Raw genomic sequence first — 21,472 nt, forward strand, 5'->3', positions numbered from 1 at the left:
GTGGGTTCGCTGGAGAGCGCCCGGGAACTCCTGCGTGAGTTCCCGGTCGTCGACGGCCACAACGACCTCCCGTGGGCGCTGCGTGAACAGGTCCGTTACGACCTCGACGCGCGGGACATCGCCACGGACCAGTCGGCCCACCTGCACACCGACCTGGCGCGGCTGCGGGCCGGCGGCGTCGGGGCGCAGTACTGGTCGGTGTACGTCCGCTCGGACCTGCCCGACGCGGTGCCGGCGACGCTGGAACAGATCGACTGCGTACGGCAGTTGATCGCGCGGTACCCGCAGACGCTGGCGCCCGCGCTGACGGCCGCCGACATGGAGGCGGCGCGCTCTCAGGGCCGTATCGCCTCCCTCATGGGTGCCGAAGGCGGCCACTCCATCGCCAACTCCCTCGCCACGCTACGCGCGTTGTACGCGCTCGGCGTGCGCTACATGACCCTCACCCACAACGACAACGTGGACTGGGCGGACTCGGCGACGGACGAGCCCGGCGTCGGGGGTCTGTCGGCCTTCGGCCGTGCGGTGGTCCGGGAGATGAACCGCGAGGGCATGCTGGTGGACCTCTCGCACGTGGCGGCGACGACCATGCGGGACGCGCTCGACGCCTCGCTCGCGCCGGTGATCTTCTCCCACTCGTCCTCGCGGGCGGTGTGCGACCACCCGCGCAACATCCCGGACGACGTCCTGGAGCGCCTCCCGTCCAACGGAGGCATGGCGATGGTGACCTTCGTCCCGAAGTTCGTCCTCCAGGCAGCCGTCGACTGGACGGCCGCGGCCGACGAGAACATGCGCGAGCACGGCTTCCACCACCTCGCGACCACCCCGGAGGCGATGAAGGTGCACCGCGCCTTCGAGGAGGGCAACCCGCGCCCGGTCGCCACGGTCTCGACGGTGGCCGACCACCTGGACCACATGCGCGAGGTGGCCGGCGTGGACCACATCGGCATCGGCGGCGACTACGACGGCACGGCCTTCACCCCCGATGGCCTCAGCGACGTCTCCGGCTACCCGAACCTGATCGCCGAACTCCTGGACCGGGGCTGGTCCAAGCCCGACCTCGCCAAGCTGACCTGGCAGAACGCGGTCCGGGTGCTGGGCGCGGCGGAGGACGTGGCGCGGGACCTCCGGGCGAGGCGCGGGCCGTCCAACGCGACCCTCTCCCAGCTCGACGGCTGAGCGTCCGGAGCGGGGCGGGCGGTGTGGCCGCCCGCCCCGCCCGTGTACCTCGGACACCGGTCCCCGCCGGGTGCCGGCGGCGGCGAGCGCGCTCCCTGCGCCACTACGAGCCCCAGGGCCCGCTGTGGGCCGACCGCACGCCCGGCGGGCACCAGGACTACTCCGAGGCCGTGGTCGGCCGGGTCGTACGCCACCAGGCGTTGTTCGTGGCCGGACTGCACAGCACCCGGTCCGGAACGGTCCCCCGGACACCCTCGACGACGTCATCGAGGCAGCATGCGGCACCTGACACCGCCGTACCCCCGAACGCCCCGCCCACCAGGAAGCCCCCCGCGCTCCGTGCGACGGTGGCCGTACGGCGATGAGGAAGATCACGACGTACGGAGCCCGTCATGGCAGACCTCCAGGACGAACTGCCCCCCACGGCCGAGGTGGGAGAGCTGCCCCGGCTCTTCGAGGCTGTGCCGGAGCTGTACACCCCCGTCTCCGACCCGGACAGCGAGCCCCTGGACCGTGCTCGCGCGATCCTCGCCGCGCACCCCGTCGCCGACGGCTACAGCGGTCTGCCCTGGGCCCTGAGACACCTGCCCTGGTTCGACCTGGAGGTCGGCGAGAGTGCCGTGGACACGGATGTGCCCAGGCTCAGGGAGGGGCACGTCGGCGCCCTGATGTGGTCGCTGCACCTGCCCGAGGGGCTCGACGGGGACCGTGCCGTCGGCGCCACGCTGGAACAGCTGGACCTGGTGAAGACCGTCGTACGCAATCACCCGGAGGGGTTGCGTCTGGCCTGCACCGCCGGGCAGACCACCGACGCCCGCAACTGCGGCCGCGTCGCCGTCCTGCTCGGCCCCGCCGGAGCCGCCGCTCTCGGAGGCTCGCTCGGCATCCTGCGCTCCCTGCACACCCTCGGCCTGCGCGTCCTCACCCTGACCGGGGTGTCCTGGGCGAGCGAGGCGGGGCTCACGCGGTTCGGCGAGGAGGTGCTGCGCGAGATGAACCGGCTCGGAGTCCTCGCCGACCTCTCCGGCGCCTCCGAGGCCACCGTCCGGCGGACCCTGGCGGTGGCCAAGGCGCCCGTGCTCTTCACCCGCTCCGCCGCCCGCGCCCTGCGCCCCCACCCGGCCAACCTTCCCGACGACCTGCTCGCCGAGCTGGGCGCCGCCCGGGGCCTGTGCATGGTGCCGCTGACCGCCGAGCAGACCGGCCCGACGGTCCGGGACGTCGCCGACCACCTCGACCACCTGCGCGCGGTCGCGGGCGCCGAGAGCGTGGGCCTGTCGGGCACCTACGACGCCGGCATCGCCCACCCCCAGGAGCTCGACGACGCCGCCTGCTACCCCCATCTCGTCGCCGAGCTGCTCCGCCGCGGCTGGGAGGAGGCCGACCTCGCGCTACTGACCTGGGGGAACGTCCAGCGGGTACTGCGCGAGTCCGACTTCACCGCGCGAGCGGCGCAGCTACGGCGCGAGCCGTCCACGGCCAAGATCGCCGAGCTCGACGGATAGCCGGCGGCGCGGCGCGGGATCGGTCCGGGGAGGCGGATTCGTCGGGCCGGAGGGATAGCCGGCGGCGTCGCACGCGATCGGTCGGGCGAAGGTGAAGATCGCCGGCTGGGCGGGTGGCCGGCGGCGTCGCACGGGATTGGTCCGGCGGAGGTGAAGATCGCCGAGCTCGGCGGGTGGCTGGCGGCGTCCGATGGGATCGGTCGGGCGAAGGTGAAGATCGCCGGCTGGGCGGGTGGCCGGCGACGCCGCAAGTGGAGTCGCCGAGCTCGGCGGGTGGCTGGCGGCGTCGCACGGGATCGGTCGGGCGGAGGCGGGATCGTCGGGCTCGGCGGTGGCCGGGGGCGTCGCACGGGATTGGTCCGGCGGAGGTGAAGATCGCCGAGCCCGACAGCCGGCCGACGGCGTTACACCGGGTCGATCCGGCAGAGGCAGAAGGGGTGCCCCGCCGGGTCCGCGTACACCCGGAAGTCCTCCTTGTCCTCCGCGTGCAGCGGCCGTCCACCCAGCTCCAGCACCCGGGCCTCGGCCGCGTCGATCTCCTCCCAGGTGGTCCCGCCGTCGAAGTCGAGGTGGAACTGCTGGGAGTTGCGGTCCGCCCGCGGCCACTCCGGCGGGGTGAGGCCCGGTGCGCTCTGGAAGGCCAGCCGGGGGCCGCCGGGGACGCGCAGGACCACCCAGTCGGGGTCGTCGTCCTCCGGGGTGCCGCCCACGATCCCGGCGTAGAAACGGGCGAGCGCACGGGGGTCGGGGCAGTCGATCACGACGGAACGGAAGCGTGCGACAGTCACGAGGGATCCTCCTGGTTCGACCGGCGGTTCAGCAGGCGCAGAGACAGAACGGGTGCCCCGCCGGGTCCGCGTACACACGGAAGGTGCGGGAGCGGTCCTCGGCGTCCAACGGCTTCGCCCCGAGCGCCAGCACCTCCTTCTCGGCCGCGTCCAGGTCGGGGACCGTCAGGTCCAGGTGGAACTGCTGCGAGGCGTCGGGGGCGGGCCACTTCGGCGCTACGAATCCGGGGGCGGCCTGGAAGGCCAGCGACGGTCCGCCGGGGGTCCTGAGGTCCACCCAGTCCCCCTCGCCCTCGACGCTGCCGCCGAGGACACCGGCGTAGAAACCGGCGAGCGCGCGGGGGTCCGGACAGTCCAGTACGACGACTCCGAGTTCGGCGATGGCCATGGCTTCCTCCTTGAAGCGGTGTTACCTGTAGATCCGGGTAACCAGTAACCGTTACTGCATGCTCCCGCATTGGAGGTAACCTCGCAAGGGGATACACGAGCTAGGTAGCGTGCAGCCATGAGTGAGCGATCGCCCGCACCCGGGGGGCTGGACCTGGTCCAGGCCCTGGTCAACACGGTGGATCTGGAGTCGGGTGCCGATTCGCTGGACACGGCGGAGGGGCGGGCGCGCTTCGGGATCGCCGAGGGCGAGGTCGCGGAGGCGCGCGAGCTGCGGGAGTCGCTGCGGGTCGCTCTGCTGGCCCACGCGGGGCATCCGCCGCATCGCGGGGTGACGCCGCTGGGGGAGTTGCTGGCGGCGGCGCCGCTGGTCCTGACGGTGGCCGCGTCGGACGGCTCGGCCGCCCTCGCCCCCGCCGACCCCCGCCCGCTCCGCTCCCGTGTCGCCGCCGCCGTCGCGGAGTCCCTGATCGCCGGCACCTGGACGCGGCTGAAGGCCTGCGAGGCGGCGGACTGCCACTGGGCGTACTACGACCGCAGCCCGGCGGGCCGGGGGCGCTGGTGCTCCATGCAGGTGTGCGGCGCACGGGCGAAGATGCGGAGGTATCGGGGGAAGGCGGCGTCCTAGGAGGTGCGGGTGCGGCCACGACGGTGCCGCACCCGGCTACGCGCCCTCCTCACCTCCACGCGGAGCCGAAGCCGCGGCCCGCGACCCCACCAGAAGCAGGCACAGCACCGCGACCCCCGCGACCAGACCGGCCAGGACCAGCAGCGGATCCAGCGGTCGGGCCGTGGACGCGGCCGTCTGGGTCGCGGCGGGCTGTGCCGCCTGCGGGGCCTGCGGCGACGGCGCCGTCGGCGGTACGGCCGCCTGGGACGCCGTGGGTGAGGGCGACGAGCCGGCACGGGTCGCCGCCGGCTTGCGGCTCGTCGTCATCCCCGGCATCGACGAGTGCTGTTCCTGACTCGTGGACGGCTGCGTGTGCTCGTGCTGCGTCGGTGCCGCCGGGGTCGGCGCCGGAGCCGCCGCCCGGACCGTGATGCCCGCCGTCATGTCCGGGTGGACCGTACAGACGTAGCCGTAGGCACCGGCCGTGGTGAACGTGAAGCTCCAGCTCTCGCCCTTGTTCAGCATGGGGGAGTGGATCGCGAGCGGGCCGGAGGTGGTCTTCACGTCGTGCGGTGCCGTGTCGTAGTTGGTCCACGTCACCGTGGACCCGGCGGGCACACTCAACGACGCAGGCGAGAACGCGTACCCCTTCATCGCCACCTGGAATGTCGCCGCCGACGCCTCGTGACCGTAGGGCAGCATCCCCACGACGAGCAGCGCGAGCACCGCCGCGGCCCGCAGTACCCCCCTCATGCGAACTCCGCCGCGACGAGCAGCCTGAGCCGCGTGGCCGGAATCCGCCACGGCAGCCGGAATCCGGTGGCCCGGCGCAGCAGCCGGTACGGCAGCTTGGCCGCGCCCACGACGAGCAGCCGGTCCTCGTCGCGCTCGACCACCCGCAGCCGCAGCAGGACGGGGAAGGCGACGCCGTTCAGGGCGAGGTCGCCGGTGAGCTGGAGCCGGTCGCCGGGCACGGAGTCGACCCGCTCTGAGGAGAGGACGGCCCGCAGTTCACGGTCGTCGAACGCGAAGCGGAACGACGGCTGTTCGGCGTCCTGGGACATCTCCATGGACGCCCCGGCGAGCGGCACCCGTCGGCGCCGCAGCGGCAACGGCCCGTACCAGGCGGTGAGTTCGGCGAGCGAGCGGCCGGGGGCCACGGTGTGGCGCCAGGGCGGAGGAACGGTGGGCAGGGTGACGGTTGTCATCCCGAACTCCTTGGAAAGCGGTTCCCGAAATGTGGCGGGGGTGTGGAGAATGGGTCGTGGACGCCGCTCCGGCCGGCTGAGCCCCGGCCGGAGCGGCGTCCACCCTTGCGCGGGACGCGTCAGCAGCTGGCGGTGAGGAAGTCCGTGGTGGGCTGGAGCATGTGCCCGGCCCAGACGGTGTGCATCTTCACGTAGCTGTCGACGTCGAGCAGGTCGGTGACCTGCTGTCCGAGCGATTCCTCCAGGTGTGCCGAGTAGATGTGCTGGAGCAGCACGGTGAGGGTGTCGTCGGCCACCGAGCCACCGTCACTGACGGCCGGCTTGAGGATGGACTCGATCCACACCGTGTGCATCTTGAGGTACGAGTCGAGCGCCAGCGCGTCCTGTACCTGCTGGCCCGGCGACTCGGACAGGTGCGCCGCGTAGAGGTGCTGGAGGATCGGCAGCAGCTCGTTGTTGATGCTGGCGCACTGCTCGCCGGAGCCGGATCCGCCGCCACCGGAGGTCGGCGTGGCCGTCGGGGCCGTGGTGGGCGTGCCGGTGGGCGGCGTCGCGGTGGGGGTGGCCGTCGGAGTGGCCGTGGGCGTGCCGGTCGGAGTCGCGGTCGGGGTGGGCGCAGGCGTCGTACCGCCACCGCCACCGCCGGACGCGGCGACGACCTTCACGGACGACACCATGTCCGGGTGCACCGCGCAGTAGTACTCGTACGTCCCCACCTTGGTGAAGGTGTACGACCACGACTGGCCCTGCTTCAGGGTCCCCGAGTCGAAGGCCACCGGGGCCTTGGTCGTGGTCACCGTGTGCGGTGCGCTGTCGTGGTTGGTCCACTGGACGGTCTGGCCGGCCTCGACGACGAGCTGCTTACCGTCGCCGAACTTGTAGCTCATGATGTCGACCTGGTAGTCCGGCTTGGCGGCCGCGGCGGGCTGGACCTCGGCAGCGGCGGCAGCGGGCGCCTGAGCCGCGCCCGCGGTCTGCTGCGAGGAACTGGTGGAACCCGAGGCCGCGTTCAGCAGTCCGAGGCTGAGCACGGCCGCGAGCGCCGCGCCGAGCCCCACGAACAGCAGGGACCGGCCCCCGGACCTACCGGCCTTGGCCGTCGGCGGCTCAAGCCGCCGCTCGCCGGTCTCATCGCTTCTTTTCACTTCAACTCCTATTGTTTCCCAGGGAGTTGTTTCCCATGGAGTTCAGCGGCCAGGATCGGCCGTGACCAGCAGACTCGTCACGGCGAGGACGACGAGGACCAGCCCCGTCTCGACCGCGACCGAGTAACCGAAGGGCCGCACGGTGGCGGCGTCGCCGCGCAGCAGCACGGCGAGATCGAGGCGGGTGCGCACCCACTGGCGGCTCGCGTACGCGGCCACCAGGACGCTCCCGAGGACGGCTGTCTTGACGAGCAGCAGATGCCCGTACGAGGTGTGCAGCAGGGCGCCGTACGACCCCACCACCTGCCAGGCGAGCACCAGCCCGGCGCCGACGATGCCCGCCACGCTCACGGCCGCGAGCTTCGAGTAGCCCGGCACGACCTGCGCCAGCTCCGCGGCCCGGCGGCGCGGCAGCACGGCCAGCGCGAGCATGGCGAGCCCGCCGATCCACAGCGCGGCCCCGAGCAGGTGTACAAAGTCGGCGACGGCGCCCCACGTGGGCTCGCTGCCCTCGGAGTTGTGGCCCGTCATGCCGGTCGTGCGCAGCAGGCCGAAGGTCACCGCGAGGGCGCCCACCCGCCAGCCCGGCGAGCGGGAGGTGGCCGCGCCGCCCTGGAGCAGGGCGCTGAGCACCACGGCCGCGAGCACCCACATCAGCCCCCGTGCGGCGAGCACGATGCCGGGTTCGGTGGCCAGGATGTCCGCGTAGGTCGCCGGGCGCAGCGCGTCGCGCAGTCCGCCGAAGGAGGTGTAGGCGCCCTGGAGCCCGACGGCCGCCACGGTCGCCAGCAGTCCGCCGGTCCAGGCGAGCCCCAGCAGTGCCCGGGCCCGCGGTTCGTGGGTGCCGCCCGGCCACAGCAGTGCGACGAAGGCGATTCCGCCGACGAACAGGGCCAGGGCGAGGTATCCGGTCCAGCGGACGGCGACGAGGCCCTTGCGCACCGAGGGGGACGGTGCGGGAGCGGCAGCCGGGGCCTCGTCGCCGCCGGTCTTTGCGGCGGCCGTGCCGGCGGTGAAGGCGATCCGGCCGGAGGAGGCATGCCCGTCCTCCTCGTCCACGACGGACCAGACGACGGCGAACCTCCCGTCCGCCGGGCTGTTGAGAGCGACCCGCACGACGCTCTTCTTCGCCGTATGCGACACCGGCAGCCGGTCGCCGTCCACCGTCAGCACCCGCACGTCGGCCAGGTCGACGGCCTCGTCGAAGGTCAGGGTGAGCCGGTCGGGGGTCTTCGCCAGGGTGGCCCCGTCCTTGGGGGAGGAGCTCACCAACCCGGTGTGGGCGGAGGCGGGTTGGACCACGCCGAACAGGGCGCAGAACAGGGCGGCGAGGAGGAGCAGGGTCCGGCGCAGGGTCCTCACGGGGTCGCCTCCGGCTGCGGGGAGGCGGAGGCGGGGGCGAGGATGCCGCCGAGGAGGGCGGAAGCGGGGGCGAGCCCGACGCAGGGGGAGGCGGTGGGTGACGGCGACGGGGAGGGAGACGCCGCCGGGCCGTCCAGGAGGCCGAGGACGGAGTCGGTGACCCCGACGAGCAGCGGCTGTACGAGCTTGACCTCGCCGTCCGTGCAGGAGTCCGTGCCCGAGGGGGAGGGCGTGGGGGTGGAGGGCGTGGGCGTGGGGGAGCCGGTGCCCGGGACCGGCGTGGTTCCGTGGCCGGCGTGCCCGCCGCCCTGGCCGCCACCGGAGCCGATGGGGACGGTACCGGTCACCGCGCCTCCGCCGCCGGTGCCGAACCCGCCGCCGTAGCCGAGGCCCCCGCCGACTCCGCCGTACGACGGCAACTCCCCGGAGCCCACCGGGGCCTGACCGGATCCCGGGGACGTCGTCGCCGGTGCCGTGGCCGCGGGCGGGGTGACCGGGGGAGCGGCCTCGGCCGCGCCGGAGGCGGGGGCGCCGATGCCCGACGCGTAGCCCAGCACGATCACCACGGTGCCGACGAGTGCCCCGGCGACCAGTTCGTCGCGGTGGTCACGCGGGACACCCGTCGCCCTGCGGAACAAGGGCATGACTCACTCCTGACATGCTCAGCTCAATCTGACCGAAGAACGCGGCCGATGACGAACAGTGGAGTGGAGCGTGGATTCCGCATCACTACGCACCGGTTAACCGATGGTTGCCTACCTCTCCATTACGGGGGTGTGGTCTGTGAGAACGGTCGATTCCGCACTGTGCTCGAATGCAAATCGAACTCGTGTTGAGGATTCCGGGGAGGGCGGGCATATGCCAGGTCGGCGCACGGCAGGGCCCCGGCGCTGGAACACGCCGGGGCCCTGTACGACCTGTCTCCGGGGTCAGGCGGTCGGCCGCCCCATCGCCCGGTAAGTCCACCCGGCCTTGCGCCACAGCGCCGGGTCCAGCGCGTTGCGGCCGTCAAGGACGACCTTTGCCGCCGCCACCTCGCCGAGGGCCGCCGGGTCCAGTTCGCGGAACTCCCGCCACTCCGTGAGGTGGAGTACGACGTCGGCGCCGCGGACCGCGTCCACGGCGGTGTCGGCGTAGCCGAGGGTCGGGAAGAGGCGGCGGGCGTTGTCCATGCCCTTCGGGTCGTAGACCGTGACCTGGCCGCCCTGGAGGTGGATCTGCCCGGCGACGTTCAGCGCGGGCGAGTCCCGGACGTCGTCCGAGTCGGGCTTGAAGGTGGCGCCGAGCACCGCGACCCGCTTGCCGAGGAACGGCCCGCCGCCCAGTATCTGCCGGGCCAGTTCCACCATCTGGCCGCGCTGGCGCATGTTGATCGAGTCGATCTCGCGCAGGAAGGTCAGCGCCTGGTCGGCGCCGAGCTCACCCGCACGGGCCATGAAGGCCCGGATGTCCTTCGGCAGGCAGCCGCCGCCGAAGCCGATCCCGGCCCGCAGGAACTTCTTCCCGATCCGGTCGTCGTAGCCGATGGCCTCCGCCAGCTTCGCCACATCGCCGTCCGCGGCCTCGCACACCTCCGCCATCGCGTTGATGAACGAGATCTTGGTCGCCAGGAAGGAGTTCGCGGACGTCTTCACCAGCTCGGCGGTCGGGAAGTCGGTCACCACGAACGGTGTGCCCTCGCCGAGCGGCGTCGCGTACACCTCGCGCAGCAGCTTCTCCGCGCGCTCGCTGCGCACTCCGACGACGATCCGGTCGGGGTGCAGTGTGTCGTCCACCGCGAAGCCCTCGCGCAGGAACTCGGGGTTCCAGGCCAGCTCGGCGTCCGCGCCCGCGGGGGAGTGGTCGGCCAGGTAGCGGGCCAGCCGGTCGGCGGAACCGACGGGCACCGTCGACTTGCCGACGACGAGGGCCGGGCGGGTCAGGTGCGGGGCGAGGGAGGCGATCGCGGAGTCGACGTACGACATGTCGCAGGCGTACTCGCCGTGCCGCTGCGGGGTGTTCACGCAGACGAAGTGCACGTCACCGAACGCACCGACCTCGGCGAAGTCCATGGTGAAGCGGAGCCGGCCGGTGGAGCCCTCGATCCCGGCGACATGCTTGCGCAGCAGGTCCTCCAGGCCCGGCTCGTACATCGGGACCTCGCCCCGCTGGAGCATCTCGATCTTCTCGGGCACCACGTCGAGCCCCAGCACCTCGAACCCGAGCTCGGCCAAGGCCGCGGCGTGGGTGGCGCCGAGGTAGCCGGTGCCGATCACGGTGATCTTGAGGGCCATGGAGACTCCAGAAAGGGGGACGGGCCAGTGCGCGCCCGAGCATAGTCGGACGGTCTGACGGGCAGTTTTCCCGCTGTCGCCAAGCTCACGTATCCCTCCCGTGGGGCGGGCCCTAAAATTTGAGTTACTTAACGGTAATTAGCACAGGCATTGCAGCGTCCTTGGAGCGTGAGAGACCTTGGCCGGATCGGCTGACTTCGACCTGTACCGCCCGTCCGAGGAGCACGACATGCTCCGGGACGCCATCCGCTCGCTGGCGGAGGCGAAGATCGCGCCCTACGCCGCCGCGGTCGACGAGGAGGCCCGCTTCCCGCGCGAGGCGCTGGACGCGCTGGTCGCGAGCGACCTGCACGCCGTGCACGTCCCCGAGGAGTACGGCGGCACGGGCGCCGACGCGCTGGCCACGGTGATCGTGATCGAGGAGGTCGCGCGCGCCTGCGTGTCCTCCTCCCTGATCCCCGCCGTGAACAAGCTGGGCTCGCTCCCGGTGATCCTCTCCGGCTCCGAGGAGCTGAAGAAGAAGTATCTCGGCCCGCTCGCCAAGGGCGACGCGATGTTCTCGTACGCCCTCTCCGAGCCGGACGCCGGCTCCGACGCGGCCGGCATGAAGACCAAGGCGGTCCGCGACGGCGACCACTGGATCCTCAACGGCGTGAAGCGCTGGATCACCAACGCGGGCGAGTCCGAGTACTACACGGTCATGGCGGTCACGGACCCGACCAAGCGCTCCAAGGGAATCTCGGCGTTCGTCGTCGAGAAGTCCGACGAGGGCGTCTCCTTCGGCGCCCCGGAGAAGAAGCTCGGCATCAAGGGCTCCCCGACCCGCGAGGTCTACTTCGACAACGTCCGCATCCCCGCCGACCGCATGATCGGCGACGAGGGCACCGGCTTCGCCACCGCGATGAAGACCCTCGACCACACCCGCATCACCATCGCCGCCCAGGCCCTCGGCGTCGCCCAGGGCGCCTTCGACTACGCCAAGGGCTACGTCCAGGAGCGCAAGCAGTTCGGCAAGGCCATCGCCGACTTCCAGGGCATCCAGTTCATGCTCGCCGACATGGCCATGAAGATCGAGGCGGCCCGCGCCCTGACGTACCAAGCGGCGGCGAAGTCCGAACGCGGCGACAAGGACCTCACCTTCCAGGGCGCGGCGGCCAAGTGCTTCGCCTCGGACGTGGCGATGGAGGTCACCACGGACGCGGTCCAGCTGCTGGGCGGGTACGGCTACACCCGGGACTACCCGGTGGAGCGCATGATGCGCGACGCGAAGATCACGCAGATATACGAAGGCACGAACCAGGTCCAGCGGATCGTCATGGCCCGCAACCTGCCGTAGCCGGTCCGACCGGCGACGACCGAGCCCCCGGATGCGCTCCGGGGGCTTTTGTCGTAGTGCGGGTGGGGCATTTCGGGGTGGATTGGTCGCGTCCGCCCGATGGCGCCCCGCGAGACAGGGGCGTAGGACGGAAGGGCACGGGGCCCGCCCCGGGTTCCCGCATCCCCCAGGAGGAGCCATGACCCAGGCCGAGAGCATGTCCGCGATGAGCAAGGAGATGCAGGACTGCGTGGCGGCGTGCATGGAATGCCACAGTGTCTGCGAGGAGACCATGAGCTCCTGCATGCAGATGGGCGGCCAGGCGCAGATGCAGATCATGCGCGCGCTCATCGACTGCGCCGAGATGACCCGCATGTGCGCGGACATGATGATGCGCCGCTCGCCCCTGTCGGCGGAGATGTGCGCGATGTGCGCCAAGGCGTGCGAGATGTGCGCCGAGGCGTGTATGTCCATGCCGGACGATGCCCAGATGATGCGCTGCGCGGAGGCGTGTCGTCGCTGCGTGCAGACCTGCCGAGCGATGTCGGGAATGGCGATGTGACGCCTGCCGGCTGACTGATCAAGGGCACCCGCCGGGGTGTCCTTGATCACCGGGGGTGCAGACTGCTGGGCATGACCTCGCCCGAGAGCACGACGCCGCCCTGCACGGATGAGCAGGGACGGCCCGCAGGCCGGCTCTTCCAGCCGCCGCCGCTGCCCCCGGCGACGGACGCCACCGAGGCCTTCGACGCCGCCGAGCGGGACATGTGGCAGGGCCGGACCGAGGCCTACGCCGGGAGTTTCGCGCGGCTGTGCGCCCAACCGGTGGAGGCCCTGCTCGACGCGGCCGGAGTGGGTGAGGGGACGCGGGTCCTCGACGTCGGGACCGGCACCGGTACGGCGGCCGTGGCGGCGCGGGCGCGCGGTGCCCGGGTGAGTGCCGTGGACGCCGATGCCGGGATGGTGGCGGAGGCGCGTGCCCGCGGGCTCGACGCGCGCACCGGTGTGCTGCCCGAACTCCCTTACGGTGACGGCGAGTTCGATGCCGTCGTCGGCAACTTCGTCGTCAACCACGTCGGCCGCCCCCGGGCCGCCCTCGCCGAACTCCACCGCCTTCTGCGCCCCGGCGGCCGGATCGCCCTCACGACGTGGAGCGCACGGCGCGGCGCGGGACAGGACCTGCTGGGCCGGGCCTGCGAGGCGGGCGGGGCCGTACCGCCGGCCTACCTCCCGCGGCTGGATCCGGCGGAGGACTGGGCCCGTACGGCGGACGGCCTCGCCGAACTGCTCGGCGGGGCGGGATTCATCGAGACGGAGACGGCCGAACTGACCTGGGAGCACCGGGCCGGAGTCGAGGAGTGGTGGAGCGCCGCCGCGGGCGGGGTCGCCACGATCGGACTGGTCGTCACCTCGCAGGACCCGGAGACCGTCGCGCGGATCCGGCGGGAGTACGAGCGTCTGAGCGCTGAACACGCGGTGGCGGAAGGGCAGTTGGCCCTTCCGCACATCGCGCTGCTCGGCTCGGGACGGCGGGCTTGAGGACCCTGGCCCTCAGTTGCCCGAGACGGTGACCTTCTCGTCGTTGTTCAGCTCCTGCACCAGCTGCTTCACCTTCGCCTTGTCCCAGACGAGGTTGCCTCCGGTCGACCCGGAGATCGGCATGTTCAGCGAGGTGCCGTCGCCGCTGTTGACGCCCTTCATCGCGAAGAACATGGACCCCAGGTCGTACAGGCCCATGTCCTTGTCGACGATGAGCGAGTCCAGGCCGGCGCCGAGCGTCGGGTAGAGCTTGAAGGGGTTCAGGACCGTGCCGGGGGTGGCCACCTGATGGGCAAGGGCCGCGAGGAACTTCTGCTGGTTCTTGGTGCGCTGCAGGTCGGACGCGGCGAACGCGTGCCGGGTGCGGACGAAAGCGAGCGCCTGGTCGCCGTTCAGCTTCTGCTTGCCCGCCGTGAAGTCGGCGCCGGAGTACTTGTCCTTGAACCCCTTGTCGATGTCGATCTCGACCCCGCCGACCGCGTCCACGATGCTCGCGAAGCCGGCGAAGCCGATCTCGACGTAGTGGTCGATCTTCAGTCCGGTGTTGAACTCGACCGTGCGCACCAGCAGTTCGGGGCCGTCCTCGGCGTAGGCGGCGTTCAGCTTCACGTGCCGGCCCGTGCCCTTGTAGGTCTTGCCGGACTCGGAGCCCACGAAGGTCGGGATCTCCACGTCCGAGTCACGCGGCAGCGAGATCAGCGTGTCGCCGTTGCTGCCGGTGTGCAGGATCATCATCGAGTCGGTGCGCTTGCCCTCGGCGGAGCCGGTGTGCAGCTGCTTCTTCTGCTCCGAGGAGAGCCCGGCGCGGCTGTCGGAGCCGACGATCAGGTAGTTGGTGCCGTCGCCCTGCTCCGGCCGGTCGATGACCTTGGACAGGTCGACCTCGCGGTTGAGCTTGGAGTCGGCCCAGAAGTAGGTGGCGACGCTCGTCACGATCAGCCCGGTGATCACGACGATCGCGGTCCACTTGATCCGCTTGCGCCAGTTCGGCGCGGGCCGCGGACCACGGCCGCCGCCGCCGGGCTCGCCGGGGCCGCCGTAGCCACCGCCCCCGCCGGGGGCGCCGTAGACCTGGCCGGTGTTGTAGCCGCTGTCATAGCCGCCGCCGTGGCCCTGGCCGTCGACGTACGACGGCTGCTGGGGCACGCCGTTGCCGTACGGCGGCGCGGACGGGCCCTGACGGCCGTACGCGCCCTGCCCGGGCGCCCCCTGATCGCGGCGAACCTGCCGCATCACGCGGGCGCTCTCGGGCTGTGCGCTCGCGCTGCCGCGTCCGTACCGGTCGCGGTCGTCGCCGGACCATCCCTCGGGCCAATCGTTCATGGGGCCCAGTGTGCAGGTACCGGCTGTGCCCTATACAAGGGTCGTCGGAAAATCAGGGCAGCGCTGTTGCCAAGCTGACACAAATTCCGCGATTGTCATCACGGCATAAGGTGGAGGCCATGACAGACCAGGCCACCGTCGCGCAACCGGGTACTCCGGAGATCCCGGGCAAGCCGACCTCGGCGTCCCGCACCACGCTGAGCCACATCATGACCCAGGCCGACACCAACCTCCTCGGTACCGTGCACGGCGGCGTGATCATGAAGCTGGTGGACGACGCGGCGGGAGCGGTGGCAGGGCGGCACAGCGGCGGGCCCGCCGTCACCGCCTCCATGGACGAGATGGCGTTCCTGGAGCCGGTCCGGGTGGGTGACCTCGTCCATGTGAAGGCCCAGGTCAACTGGACCGGCCGGACCTCGATGGAGGTCGGTGTGCGGGTCCTCGCCGAGCGCTGGAACGAGTCCACGCCCGCCACCCAGGTCGGCTCCGCCTACCTCGTGTTCGCCGCGGTCGACGCCGACGGCACGCCACGCCGGGTCCCGCCGGTGCTCCCGGAGACGGAACGGGACGAGCGCCGCTACCAGGAGGCCCAGATCCGCCGCACCCACCGCCTCGCGCGACGCCGGGCGATCATGGAACTGCGGGAGAAGCGGGCGGCGGAGGGCTTCGAGGACTGAGCCGCCGCCGTGAGAGAGCTCACGGACAGCGCTCCGCCTACACGCACCCCACCTCGTCCCCCGTGATCACCCCGGACTCCCCCTGGAGCTCGTCCTCGGCCCGTACCTTGCGTACCCGCTCGAAGTCCGCGCCCGCGATCACCTTGAGTACCGCCCCCTGTCCCTTCACCGCCCGCAGCTCGCTGCCGGGCAGGGCCGCCGCCAGGGAGTGGGCGGAGCGGTCCCAGCGGGGGTCGTAGGCGACGACCGTGCGCTTCAGCGTGCGGTCGGCGGAGTCCACCGGGAAGCCCGTCGTACGGAACCCCGTCGCCGCCAGCGCCGCGTCCACGCGCTTGCCGAGTCCGCCCGCCGCCGTGCCGTTCTCGACCTGGACGCGGATCTGCTGCGGGGCCACCGGGACCAGCAGCGCCTTGTCCTTCGGCTTGTACGCGGCCAGCGGCTGGTCCTCGCGCAGGGACTTGAAGAGCCGCGACGACTTCACCGGATCCCACTTCAGGGTCGACCCCACGCCCTTGACGGCGTATCCCATCTGCCCGATCGGCACGGTCGTGAACTCCGAGGAGGAGGGGGAGAAGTTCCGCATCGCCCGGCCCAGACCGAGCAGTTCGTCCGTGCCGAAGCCCTTGTCGGCGCGTACGGAGCCGAGGACGGCCCGGGCCACATCGCGGAACCTCATCGGGTTCAGGAGGATGCCGGACGAGGTCGCCCGGTCGATCAGCGCCGCGAGGAAGCGCTGCTGCCGCTTCATCCGGCCGAGATCGGAGGAGCCGTCGGCGTGCCGGGAGCGGACGTACTGCAGTGCCTGCCCGCCCATCAGCCGGTGCCGGCCGGCCGCGAGGTCGAGGCCGGTGTACGCGTCCTTGAGCGGGTCGGCGTTGCAGATCTCGACGCCGCCGAGCACGTCCACCGTCTTCATGAAGCTGGTGAAGTCGACCTCCAGATAGTGGTCGATCTTCACGTGGGTCATGTTCTCGACGGTCCGGACCGTCAGCTGGGGCCCGCCTTCCGCGTAGGCCGCGTTGATCTTGATGGCGTGCCCGTGGTGGCGTTCCCCGGTGGTCATGTCGACGTGCGCGGGCGTCATCGCGTACGAGTCGCGCGGCAGGCTCACCACGCTCGCCCGCTCCCGGTCCTCCGAGATGTGCACGATCATGATCGTGTCGGTGCAGTGGCAGGGCGCGCCGCCCAGCTTGTACTTCTGCCGTTCGGCCTCGGTGATCTTGTCACGGCCGTCGGTGCCGACCAGCAGCACGTTCATGCCGTCTCCGGCGCGCGGCCGGTTCTTCATGTCCTTGAAGGGGTCCACGCGCGCGATGTCCGCGTCGAGGCTGGTGACGACCGCGTGCCCGATCCCGGCGGAGGCGAGCACGACGACGGACAGCGTGGTCGCCGCCCGCATGCCCCAGCGGGGCCGCTTGCGTCGCACGGGAGGCCGCGAGGGCCGGCGCTGCGGGGGGCGAGGGCGGGCGGCGGAGGGGCGGGGCGGCGTGCTGGGCATGGGGGGACACCTCCGCGAGGGCAGCCGAACGAGGGATCATGAGCACCGTAGGCCCATACGATCTGCGACGACCGGCACCGCCCCGGGTGGGGCGCGGCGGTGTCCCCCGTTCGCGGTAACGTGAGCCCCCTATGAACGCCAAGCCCGACGTGCAGCTCCCCGCCGTATCTGTGATCATGCCCGTCCTCGACGAGGAGCGGCATCTGCGCGGAGCCGTCCAAGCGATCCTCGCGCAGGAGTACGCCGGCGAGATGGAGGTCGTGATCGCCCTCGGTCCGTCCACGGACCGCACGGACGAGATCGCGGCTCAGCTCGTAGCGGAAGACTCCCGCGTCCACACCGTCCCGAACCCCACCGGCCGCACCCCCGCCGCCCTCAACGCCGCGATCAAGGCCTCCCGCCACCCGATCGTCGTCCGCGTGGACGGGCACGGCATGCTCTCGCCGAACTACATCGCGACCGCCGTACGGCTCCTGGAGGAGACCGGCGCGCAGAACGTCGGCGGCATCATGCACGCCGAGGGCGAGAACGACTGGGAGCACGCGGTCGCCGCCGCGATGACCTCGAAGATAGGTGTGGGCAACGCGGCCTTCCACACCGGTGGCGAGGCACAGTCGGCCGAGACCGTCTACCTCGGTGTCTTCCGGCGCGAGGCGCTGGAGCAACAGGGCGGCTACAACGAGGAGTTCATCCGCGCCCAGGACTGGGAGCTGAACTTCCGGATCCGTGAGGCGGGCGGGCTGATCTGGTTCTCGCCGGAGCTCAGGGTGTCGTACCGCCCGAGGCCGAGCGTGAAGGCCCTCGCCAAGCAGTACAAGGACTACGGCCGCTGGCGGCACGTCGTCGCCCGCTACCACGAGGGCTCCATCAACCTGCGCTACCTCGCCCCGCCGACCGCGGTGTGCGCGATCGCGGCCGGAATCGTGGTCGGCGCCGCGCTGACCCCGCTCGGCTTCGTCGTCCCCGGCGGCTACCTCGCGGCGATCGTCCTCGGCTCGCTGCCCGCGGGCAAGGGGCTCCCGCTCAAGGCACGGCTCCAGATCCCGGTGGCGCTCGCCACCATGCACATGTGCTGGGGCTACGGCTTCCTGACCAGCCCGCGCTCGCTGGCCAGGCGGGTCATCGCCTCGCGGCGGCCCGCGGTGCTGAACAAGGTGTGAGTCGCATCACCAGGTGAACCCCGGGTTGACGTGCATGCAGGCCGAGTCGTCCGCCCCGTTGAGGGCCTCAGCCGTCTTCGGGGTGGTGTTGTCCTTCTTGGCAGCCTTGTACGTCGTACCCTCGCGCCAGTCCGCTCCCACGACGAGCGTGACCCCGGAGACATCGGTCGACTTCTTCACCGAACTCATCGGAATGCCCAGGGACTTGGCGACCGCCTGGGCATCACCCTCCAACTCGGCGCTCGGGTAGCGCACCAGCGTCGCCGCCTCGCTCAGGGACGTCGTCCGGTCGGAGACCGCCTTGTCGTAGCCCTTCTCCACCAGCAGTCCGGCCACCGTGCTCGCCCGGCCGCTCGCCGCGGCCAGGGAGCTGGTGCGGGTGCCGTTCTGGACCAGCACCCCGATCTCGTCCTTCGCGGCGGCCGGGTCGTCGGAGGCCGCCTCGGCCTTCTCGGCGGTCGCCTTCTTCGCGTCCTTGCCGTCGAGCGCGATGTCCTCGCGCACCAGCCGGAAGAGCTGCTCGGCGTCCTCGGTGGGCTCCACCCGTGCGCCCACGTACCGGTTGGGCATCGTGGTCATGGTGATGCGCTCCGGCTCCACCTTCCGCAGCTCGTTGCTGAGGTCGTAGAGCTTCTTGACGGTGCCGAGCCCCGAGTCGACGGTGATGGCCTTCGTCGCCTGCTCGGCGAGCTTGCGCAGCTTGTTCGGGCTGCTCATGGTGGCGTTCTCGCGCAGCTCGCGGACCATCGAGTTCATGTACATGTGCTGAGCCTTGGCGCGGGCGAGGTCGCTGCCGTCCTCGAAGCCGTAGCGGGTGCGCAGCCACTGGAGGGCCTGCACGCCCTTGACGGAGGAGGTGCCCTTCTCCAGCTTCAGGCCGGAGCCGTGTCCCTGGCTGTCCCGCGAGTGGATGTTGGCGTCCACGCAGACCGGGACGCCGCCGATGGCGTCGGCCATGGACACCACTCCCGAGAAGTCGACCATCATGAAGTGGTCGATGTGGATTCCGGTGAGCTCCTGCCAGGTGGCCACCGTGCAGCCCGGGCCGCCGTGGCCGAGGCTCTGGTTGGTCATCGCCCGGCCGTTGCTCGCCGCGTACACCTTGCCGTCGTCCGGGTCCGTGCACTTGGGGATCTTCACGAGGGTGTCGCGCGGCATGCTGACGACCGAGAGGTTGGTGCGGTCGGCGGACAGGTGCAGCAGCATCTGCACGTCCGCGAGGGGAGTGGAGCCGAACGTCTCCTTGGCGCCGCCCAGCTTCTGGTTCTCCTCGTTGTCCCGTGCGTCGGAACCGATGATCAGGATGTTCAGCGGGGTCTGGCCCGCCGCGTTCGGCGTCGGCTCGGCGACCTTGTTGTCGCCCAGGTTCAGATCGTCCTGCTCGATGTTGGAGTTCAGGTGCCGGTAGTAGAGGTAGCCGGTCCCGGCCACCGCGAGTATCAGCACCGCGAGCGTCGTCGCGGACCATCTGAGCATCCGGTGCTTGCGCGGCGCCCTCCGGCTGCCGTGCCCGGATTCCGCCTCGGTCCCCGGCGCGACGTCCTGCACGCTGTATTGCGTTGTCAACGTTCCCGTCCTCCCCACCCACCCCACCGGACCCGCACGCCATGCGTCGGGCCCGCCGCACGTCTTAGACATACGACGGGCCCGTGAGGTTGCCCTACGAACCTGTGTGAGACCTGGGGCCTGCCTCGGGGGACCTCAGCTCGCGCACTGCGCCTTGTCCGCCGTGGACTTGTCCACGCCCGGTGCGGCCGCCGTGGAGGAGTTGAGCTTCACGCCCGCGCCCTTGAAGTCCTTGCCCAGGGTGAGCGTCATGGCCGGCAGGCCCTGGGCGTTGGTGACGCTCTTGCCCGGCTTCATCGCCGAGCCGGAAAGCCCCATGATGTCCGCCAGCCGGCGCGCCTGGTCGGCCTGGCCGGGGGCGTACTCCAGGGTCGTCTTCGCCAGCGTCGCCCCGGCGTTGCCCGCGTTCTCGGACTTGGTCACGCCCGCCTCGGTCTGGAGGTAGGAGAGCTGCTGCTGCGCGCTGCCCCCCGCCGCACCGCCGTTGAGGATGCGCACGCGGACGTCGGACGCGGCGGACTTGGTGCCCTTGAGCCGGGCCGCGACCTCCGCCTTCTCCTTCTTCTCCTGCGCCTTGACCTCGGTGAAGGAGACGTCGCCCGCGATCGCGTCGAAGATCGCGGGTGCCCTCGTCTTGTCGACGACCACCGTCGCCTTGACGGTCTCGGCGGGATTGTCGACCACGGGGATCGTCATGAAGCTGATGTTCTTCGTCGGCACCTTCTTCAGCTCCAGGGCGATGTCCTTGAGCGTGCCGACCGTGCCGATCGCCTTGTCCACGGTCAGCGCGTTGGTCGCGGCCTCCGCCAGCTTCAGCAGCTTGGTGGGGCTGGTGAGGGTGTCGCCGGAGGTCATCTTGCGCATCAGCGAGCCCAGGAACTGCTGCTGTACCTTGATCCGGTCCAGGTCGCCCTCGTTGCCGAAGGCGTGCCGGGTGCGCACGAAGGCGAGGGCCTGCTCGCCCTCCACCTTCGACGCGCCCGCGGGCAGGACGAGCTTCGACTTCTTGTCGTTGACGGCGTTCTCCACACAGACCTCGACCCCGTCCACCGCCGTGGTCAGGGTCTTCACCGCGTTGAAGTCGGCCATCACGAAGTGGTCGGGCTTGATGCCGGTGGCCGCCTCGACCGTGCGCATCGTGCAGCCGGCGTCCCGGCCCCTCTCGCCGAGGCTCCTGTTGAAGCGGACACCGTCCTGCCCCGCGACGACCGCCTCGGTGCCGTCCTCCTGCTTGGTCTGGCAGTCCGGTATGTCGACGATCAGGTCGCGCGGGATGCTGAGCGCGGTCGCGTTCGTCCGGTCCTTGGCGACGTGCAGCAGGATGTTGGTGTCGGCGTGGCCCACGCTGCCCGCGTCGCCGTAGCCCTCGTTGCCCTCACCGGTGCGCTTGTCGGTGCCGATGATGAGGATGTTGAAGGCCTCGTCCTTGCTGAAGTTGCTGGCTGCCGCGTCGCCGACGTCGGTCGTGCCGACATTGCCCTCGAGGTGCTTGAGGTAGAAGTAGCCCGTCGTGGCACCGGCGACCAGGACGAACGCCATCGTGCCGCCGGTCCACAGCAGGGCCTTCTTCGCCTTCGACTTCTGCTTGACCGGTCGCCGTCCGCGCCGCCCCGGCAGTGGCTCCTCGGGCGGCGCGCCCCGGCGCCTGCGCGGCGGCGGTACGTCCCGGCCGGGGGCCACGGGGGCGGTCGTACGGCTGCCCGGCGCGCCCGTCCTGCTCGGCGAGGGCGCGGCTCTGCGCGGACCGGGAATGCCCGACTGCGGTGCGGAAGGGCTCAGTCGCAGTTCGTATTCGCCGGTGTTCGGATTGAGCACCCACTGGTCTGCGGGGTCGACGTCGTCCGCCCGCCCACGGCCTTGTGCGTCCACGGTTGTCCGAATCCTCCGTCAGGGCCACGCGGCGATCGCTGGATCGCTCACACTATCCGCCCGGTTGG

Annotated in this window: 21 protein-coding genes; 8 read left to right on the forward strand and 13 right to left on the reverse strand. The window is 71.3% G+C overall.

Annotated elements, in window-relative coordinates; all coding sequences use genetic code 11:
• Positions 1–1,179 (forward strand): dipeptidase, encoded by a 1,179-nt coding sequence (locus tag OG841_RS27565; RefSeq protein ID WP_328643558.1) that lies wholly within the window; start codon positions 1–3, stop codon positions 1,177–1,179.
• Between the two features lie 157 nt (positions 1,180–1,336).
• Here the strand turns inward: OG841_RS27565 and OG841_RS27570 are convergent, their stop codons facing one another.
• The gene (locus OG841_RS27570; protein WP_328639044.1) at positions 1,337–1,573 is read right to left on the reverse strand and encodes a hypothetical protein; all 237 of its coding nucleotides are present in this window, start codon (positions 1,571–1,573) and stop codon (positions 1,337–1,339) included.
• On the opposite strand from OG841_RS27570, the gene OG841_RS27575 reads away from it, so the two are divergent.
• Complete coding sequence (locus OG841_RS27575; protein ID WP_328639043.1) at positions 1,572–2,684, forward strand: dipeptidase; 1,113 nt, start codon at positions 1,572–1,574, stop codon at positions 2,682–2,684. The genes OG841_RS27570 and OG841_RS27575 overlap by 2 nt on opposite strands.
• Positions 2,685–3,088: 404 nt before the next feature.
• Here OG841_RS27575 and OG841_RS27580 read toward each other — a convergent pair whose 3' ends face one another.
• Positions 3,089–3,472, reverse strand: coding sequence for a VOC family protein (locus OG841_RS27580; protein WP_371567001.1), 384 nt, complete (start codon positions 3,470–3,472; stop codon positions 3,089–3,091).
• A 28-nt stretch (positions 3,473–3,500) separates the two neighbouring features.
• Positions 3,501–3,860, reverse strand: a complete 360-nt coding sequence (locus OG841_RS27585) for a VOC family protein (protein WP_365118614.1) — start codon at positions 3,858–3,860, stop codon at positions 3,501–3,503.
• Positions 3,861–3,977: 117 nt separating this feature from the next.
• On the opposite strand from OG841_RS27585, the gene OG841_RS27590 reads away from it, so the two are divergent.
• Positions 3,978–4,487: a CGNR zinc finger domain-containing protein gene (locus tag OG841_RS27590; RefSeq protein WP_365118616.1), complete on the forward strand. Its 510-nt coding sequence runs from the start codon at positions 3,978–3,980 to the stop codon at positions 4,485–4,487.
• 36 nt (positions 4,488–4,523) lie between these two features.
• Here the strand turns inward: OG841_RS27590 and OG841_RS27595 are convergent, their stop codons facing one another.
• The 6 genes from OG841_RS27595 to OG841_RS27620 form a co-directional block, all read right to left on the reverse strand.
• Complete coding sequence (locus tag OG841_RS27595) at positions 4,524–5,222, reverse strand: cupredoxin domain-containing protein (RefSeq protein ID WP_328639039.1); 699 nt, start codon at positions 5,220–5,222, stop codon at positions 4,524–4,526.
• Entirely contained in the window at positions 5,219–5,677 is a 459-nt protein-coding gene (locus tag OG841_RS27600) for a hypothetical protein (protein WP_371567002.1), read from the reverse strand. The genes OG841_RS27595 and OG841_RS27600 overlap by 4 nt, the downstream gene beginning before the upstream one ends.
• 119 nt (positions 5,678–5,796) lie before the next feature.
• Positions 5,797–6,822: a cupredoxin domain-containing protein gene (locus OG841_RS27605; RefSeq protein ID WP_371567003.1), complete on the reverse strand. Its 1,026-nt coding sequence runs from the start codon at positions 6,820–6,822 to the stop codon at positions 5,797–5,799.
• A 42-nt stretch (positions 6,823–6,864) separates the two neighbouring features.
• Positions 6,865–8,184: a copper resistance CopC/CopD family protein gene (locus OG841_RS27610; RefSeq protein WP_328639036.1), complete on the reverse strand. Its 1,320-nt coding sequence runs from the start codon at positions 8,182–8,184 to the stop codon at positions 6,865–6,867.
• The gene (locus OG841_RS27615) at positions 8,181–8,828 is read right to left on the reverse strand and encodes a hypothetical protein (protein WP_328639035.1); all 648 of its coding nucleotides are present in this window, start codon (positions 8,826–8,828) and stop codon (positions 8,181–8,183) included. The genes OG841_RS27610 and OG841_RS27615 overlap by 4 nt, the downstream gene beginning before the upstream one ends.
• Positions 8,829–9,113: 285 nt before the next feature.
• Complete coding sequence (locus tag OG841_RS27620) at positions 9,114–10,457, reverse strand: UDP-glucose dehydrogenase family protein (RefSeq protein WP_280858087.1); 1,344 nt, start codon at positions 10,455–10,457, stop codon at positions 9,114–9,116.
• Between the two features lie 178 nt (positions 10,458–10,635).
• Here OG841_RS27620 and OG841_RS27625 point away from each other — a divergent pair, with 178 nt between their 5' ends.
• The 3 genes from OG841_RS27625 to OG841_RS27635 all read left to right on the forward strand — a co-directional run bounded on the left by OG841_RS27625 (position 10,636) and on the right by OG841_RS27635 (position 13,311).
• Positions 10,636–11,793 carry an acyl-CoA dehydrogenase gene (locus OG841_RS27625; RefSeq protein WP_326667738.1) on the forward strand — a complete coding sequence of 386 codons (1,158 nt, stop codon included), beginning with the start codon at positions 10,636–10,638 and terminating at the stop codon, positions 11,791–11,793.
• 178 nt (positions 11,794–11,971) lie between these two features.
• On the forward strand, positions 11,972–12,334 hold the full coding sequence (locus OG841_RS27630) for a four-helix bundle copper-binding protein (protein WP_266518486.1): 363 nt from the start codon (positions 11,972–11,974) through the stop codon (positions 12,332–12,334).
• A 203-nt stretch (positions 12,335–12,537) separates the two neighbouring features.
• On the forward strand, positions 12,538–13,311 hold the full coding sequence (locus OG841_RS27635) for a methyltransferase domain-containing protein (RefSeq protein ID WP_328643557.1): 774 nt from the start codon (positions 12,538–12,540) through the stop codon (positions 13,309–13,311).
• A 12-nt stretch (positions 13,312–13,323) separates the two neighbouring features.
• Here OG841_RS27635 and OG841_RS27640 read toward each other — a convergent pair whose 3' ends face one another.
• The gene (locus OG841_RS27640; RefSeq protein ID WP_328639034.1) at positions 13,324–14,634 is read right to left on the reverse strand and encodes an LCP family protein; all 1,311 of its coding nucleotides are present in this window, start codon (positions 14,632–14,634) and stop codon (positions 13,324–13,326) included.
• A gap of 119 nt (positions 14,635–14,753) precedes the next feature.
• Between OG841_RS27640 and OG841_RS27645 the strand changes: the two genes are divergently transcribed.
• The gene (locus tag OG841_RS27645) at positions 14,754–15,311 is read left to right on the forward strand and encodes an acyl-CoA thioesterase (protein ID WP_328639033.1); all 558 of its coding nucleotides are present in this window, start codon (positions 14,754–14,756) and stop codon (positions 15,309–15,311) included.
• A gap of 37 nt (positions 15,312–15,348) precedes the next feature.
• Here the strand turns inward: OG841_RS27645 and OG841_RS27650 are convergent, their stop codons facing one another.
• Positions 15,349–16,809: an LCP family protein gene (locus tag OG841_RS27650; protein WP_328639032.1), complete on the reverse strand. Its 1,461-nt coding sequence runs from the start codon at positions 16,807–16,809 to the stop codon at positions 15,349–15,351.
• A gap of 131 nt (positions 16,810–16,940) precedes the next feature.
• Between OG841_RS27650 and OG841_RS27655 the strand changes: the two genes are divergently transcribed.
• Positions 16,941–17,969, forward strand: a complete 1,029-nt coding sequence (locus tag OG841_RS27655; RefSeq protein ID WP_328639031.1) for a glycosyltransferase family 2 protein — start codon at positions 16,941–16,943, stop codon at positions 17,967–17,969.
• Between the two features lie 6 nt (positions 17,970–17,975).
• Here OG841_RS27655 and OG841_RS27660 read toward each other — a convergent pair whose 3' ends face one another.
• Both OG841_RS27660 and OG841_RS27665 read right to left on the reverse strand, forming a co-directional pair.
• A complete protein-coding gene (locus OG841_RS27660; RefSeq protein WP_371567004.1) occupies positions 17,976–19,607 on the reverse strand; it encodes an LCP family protein in 1,632 nt (543 codons plus the stop codon).
• Between the two features lie 63 nt (positions 19,608–19,670).
• Positions 19,671–21,404: an LCP family protein gene (locus tag OG841_RS27665; RefSeq protein WP_365118621.1), complete on the reverse strand. Its 1,734-nt coding sequence runs from the start codon at positions 21,402–21,404 to the stop codon at positions 19,671–19,673.
• Positions 21,405–21,472: the final 68 nt, after the last annotated feature.

The sequence above is a fragment of the Streptomyces canus genome, from assembly GCF_041435015.1.
In the GTDB taxonomy this organism is placed as follows: Bacteria; Actinomycetota; Actinomycetes; order Streptomycetales; family Streptomycetaceae; genus Streptomyces; species Streptomyces canus_G.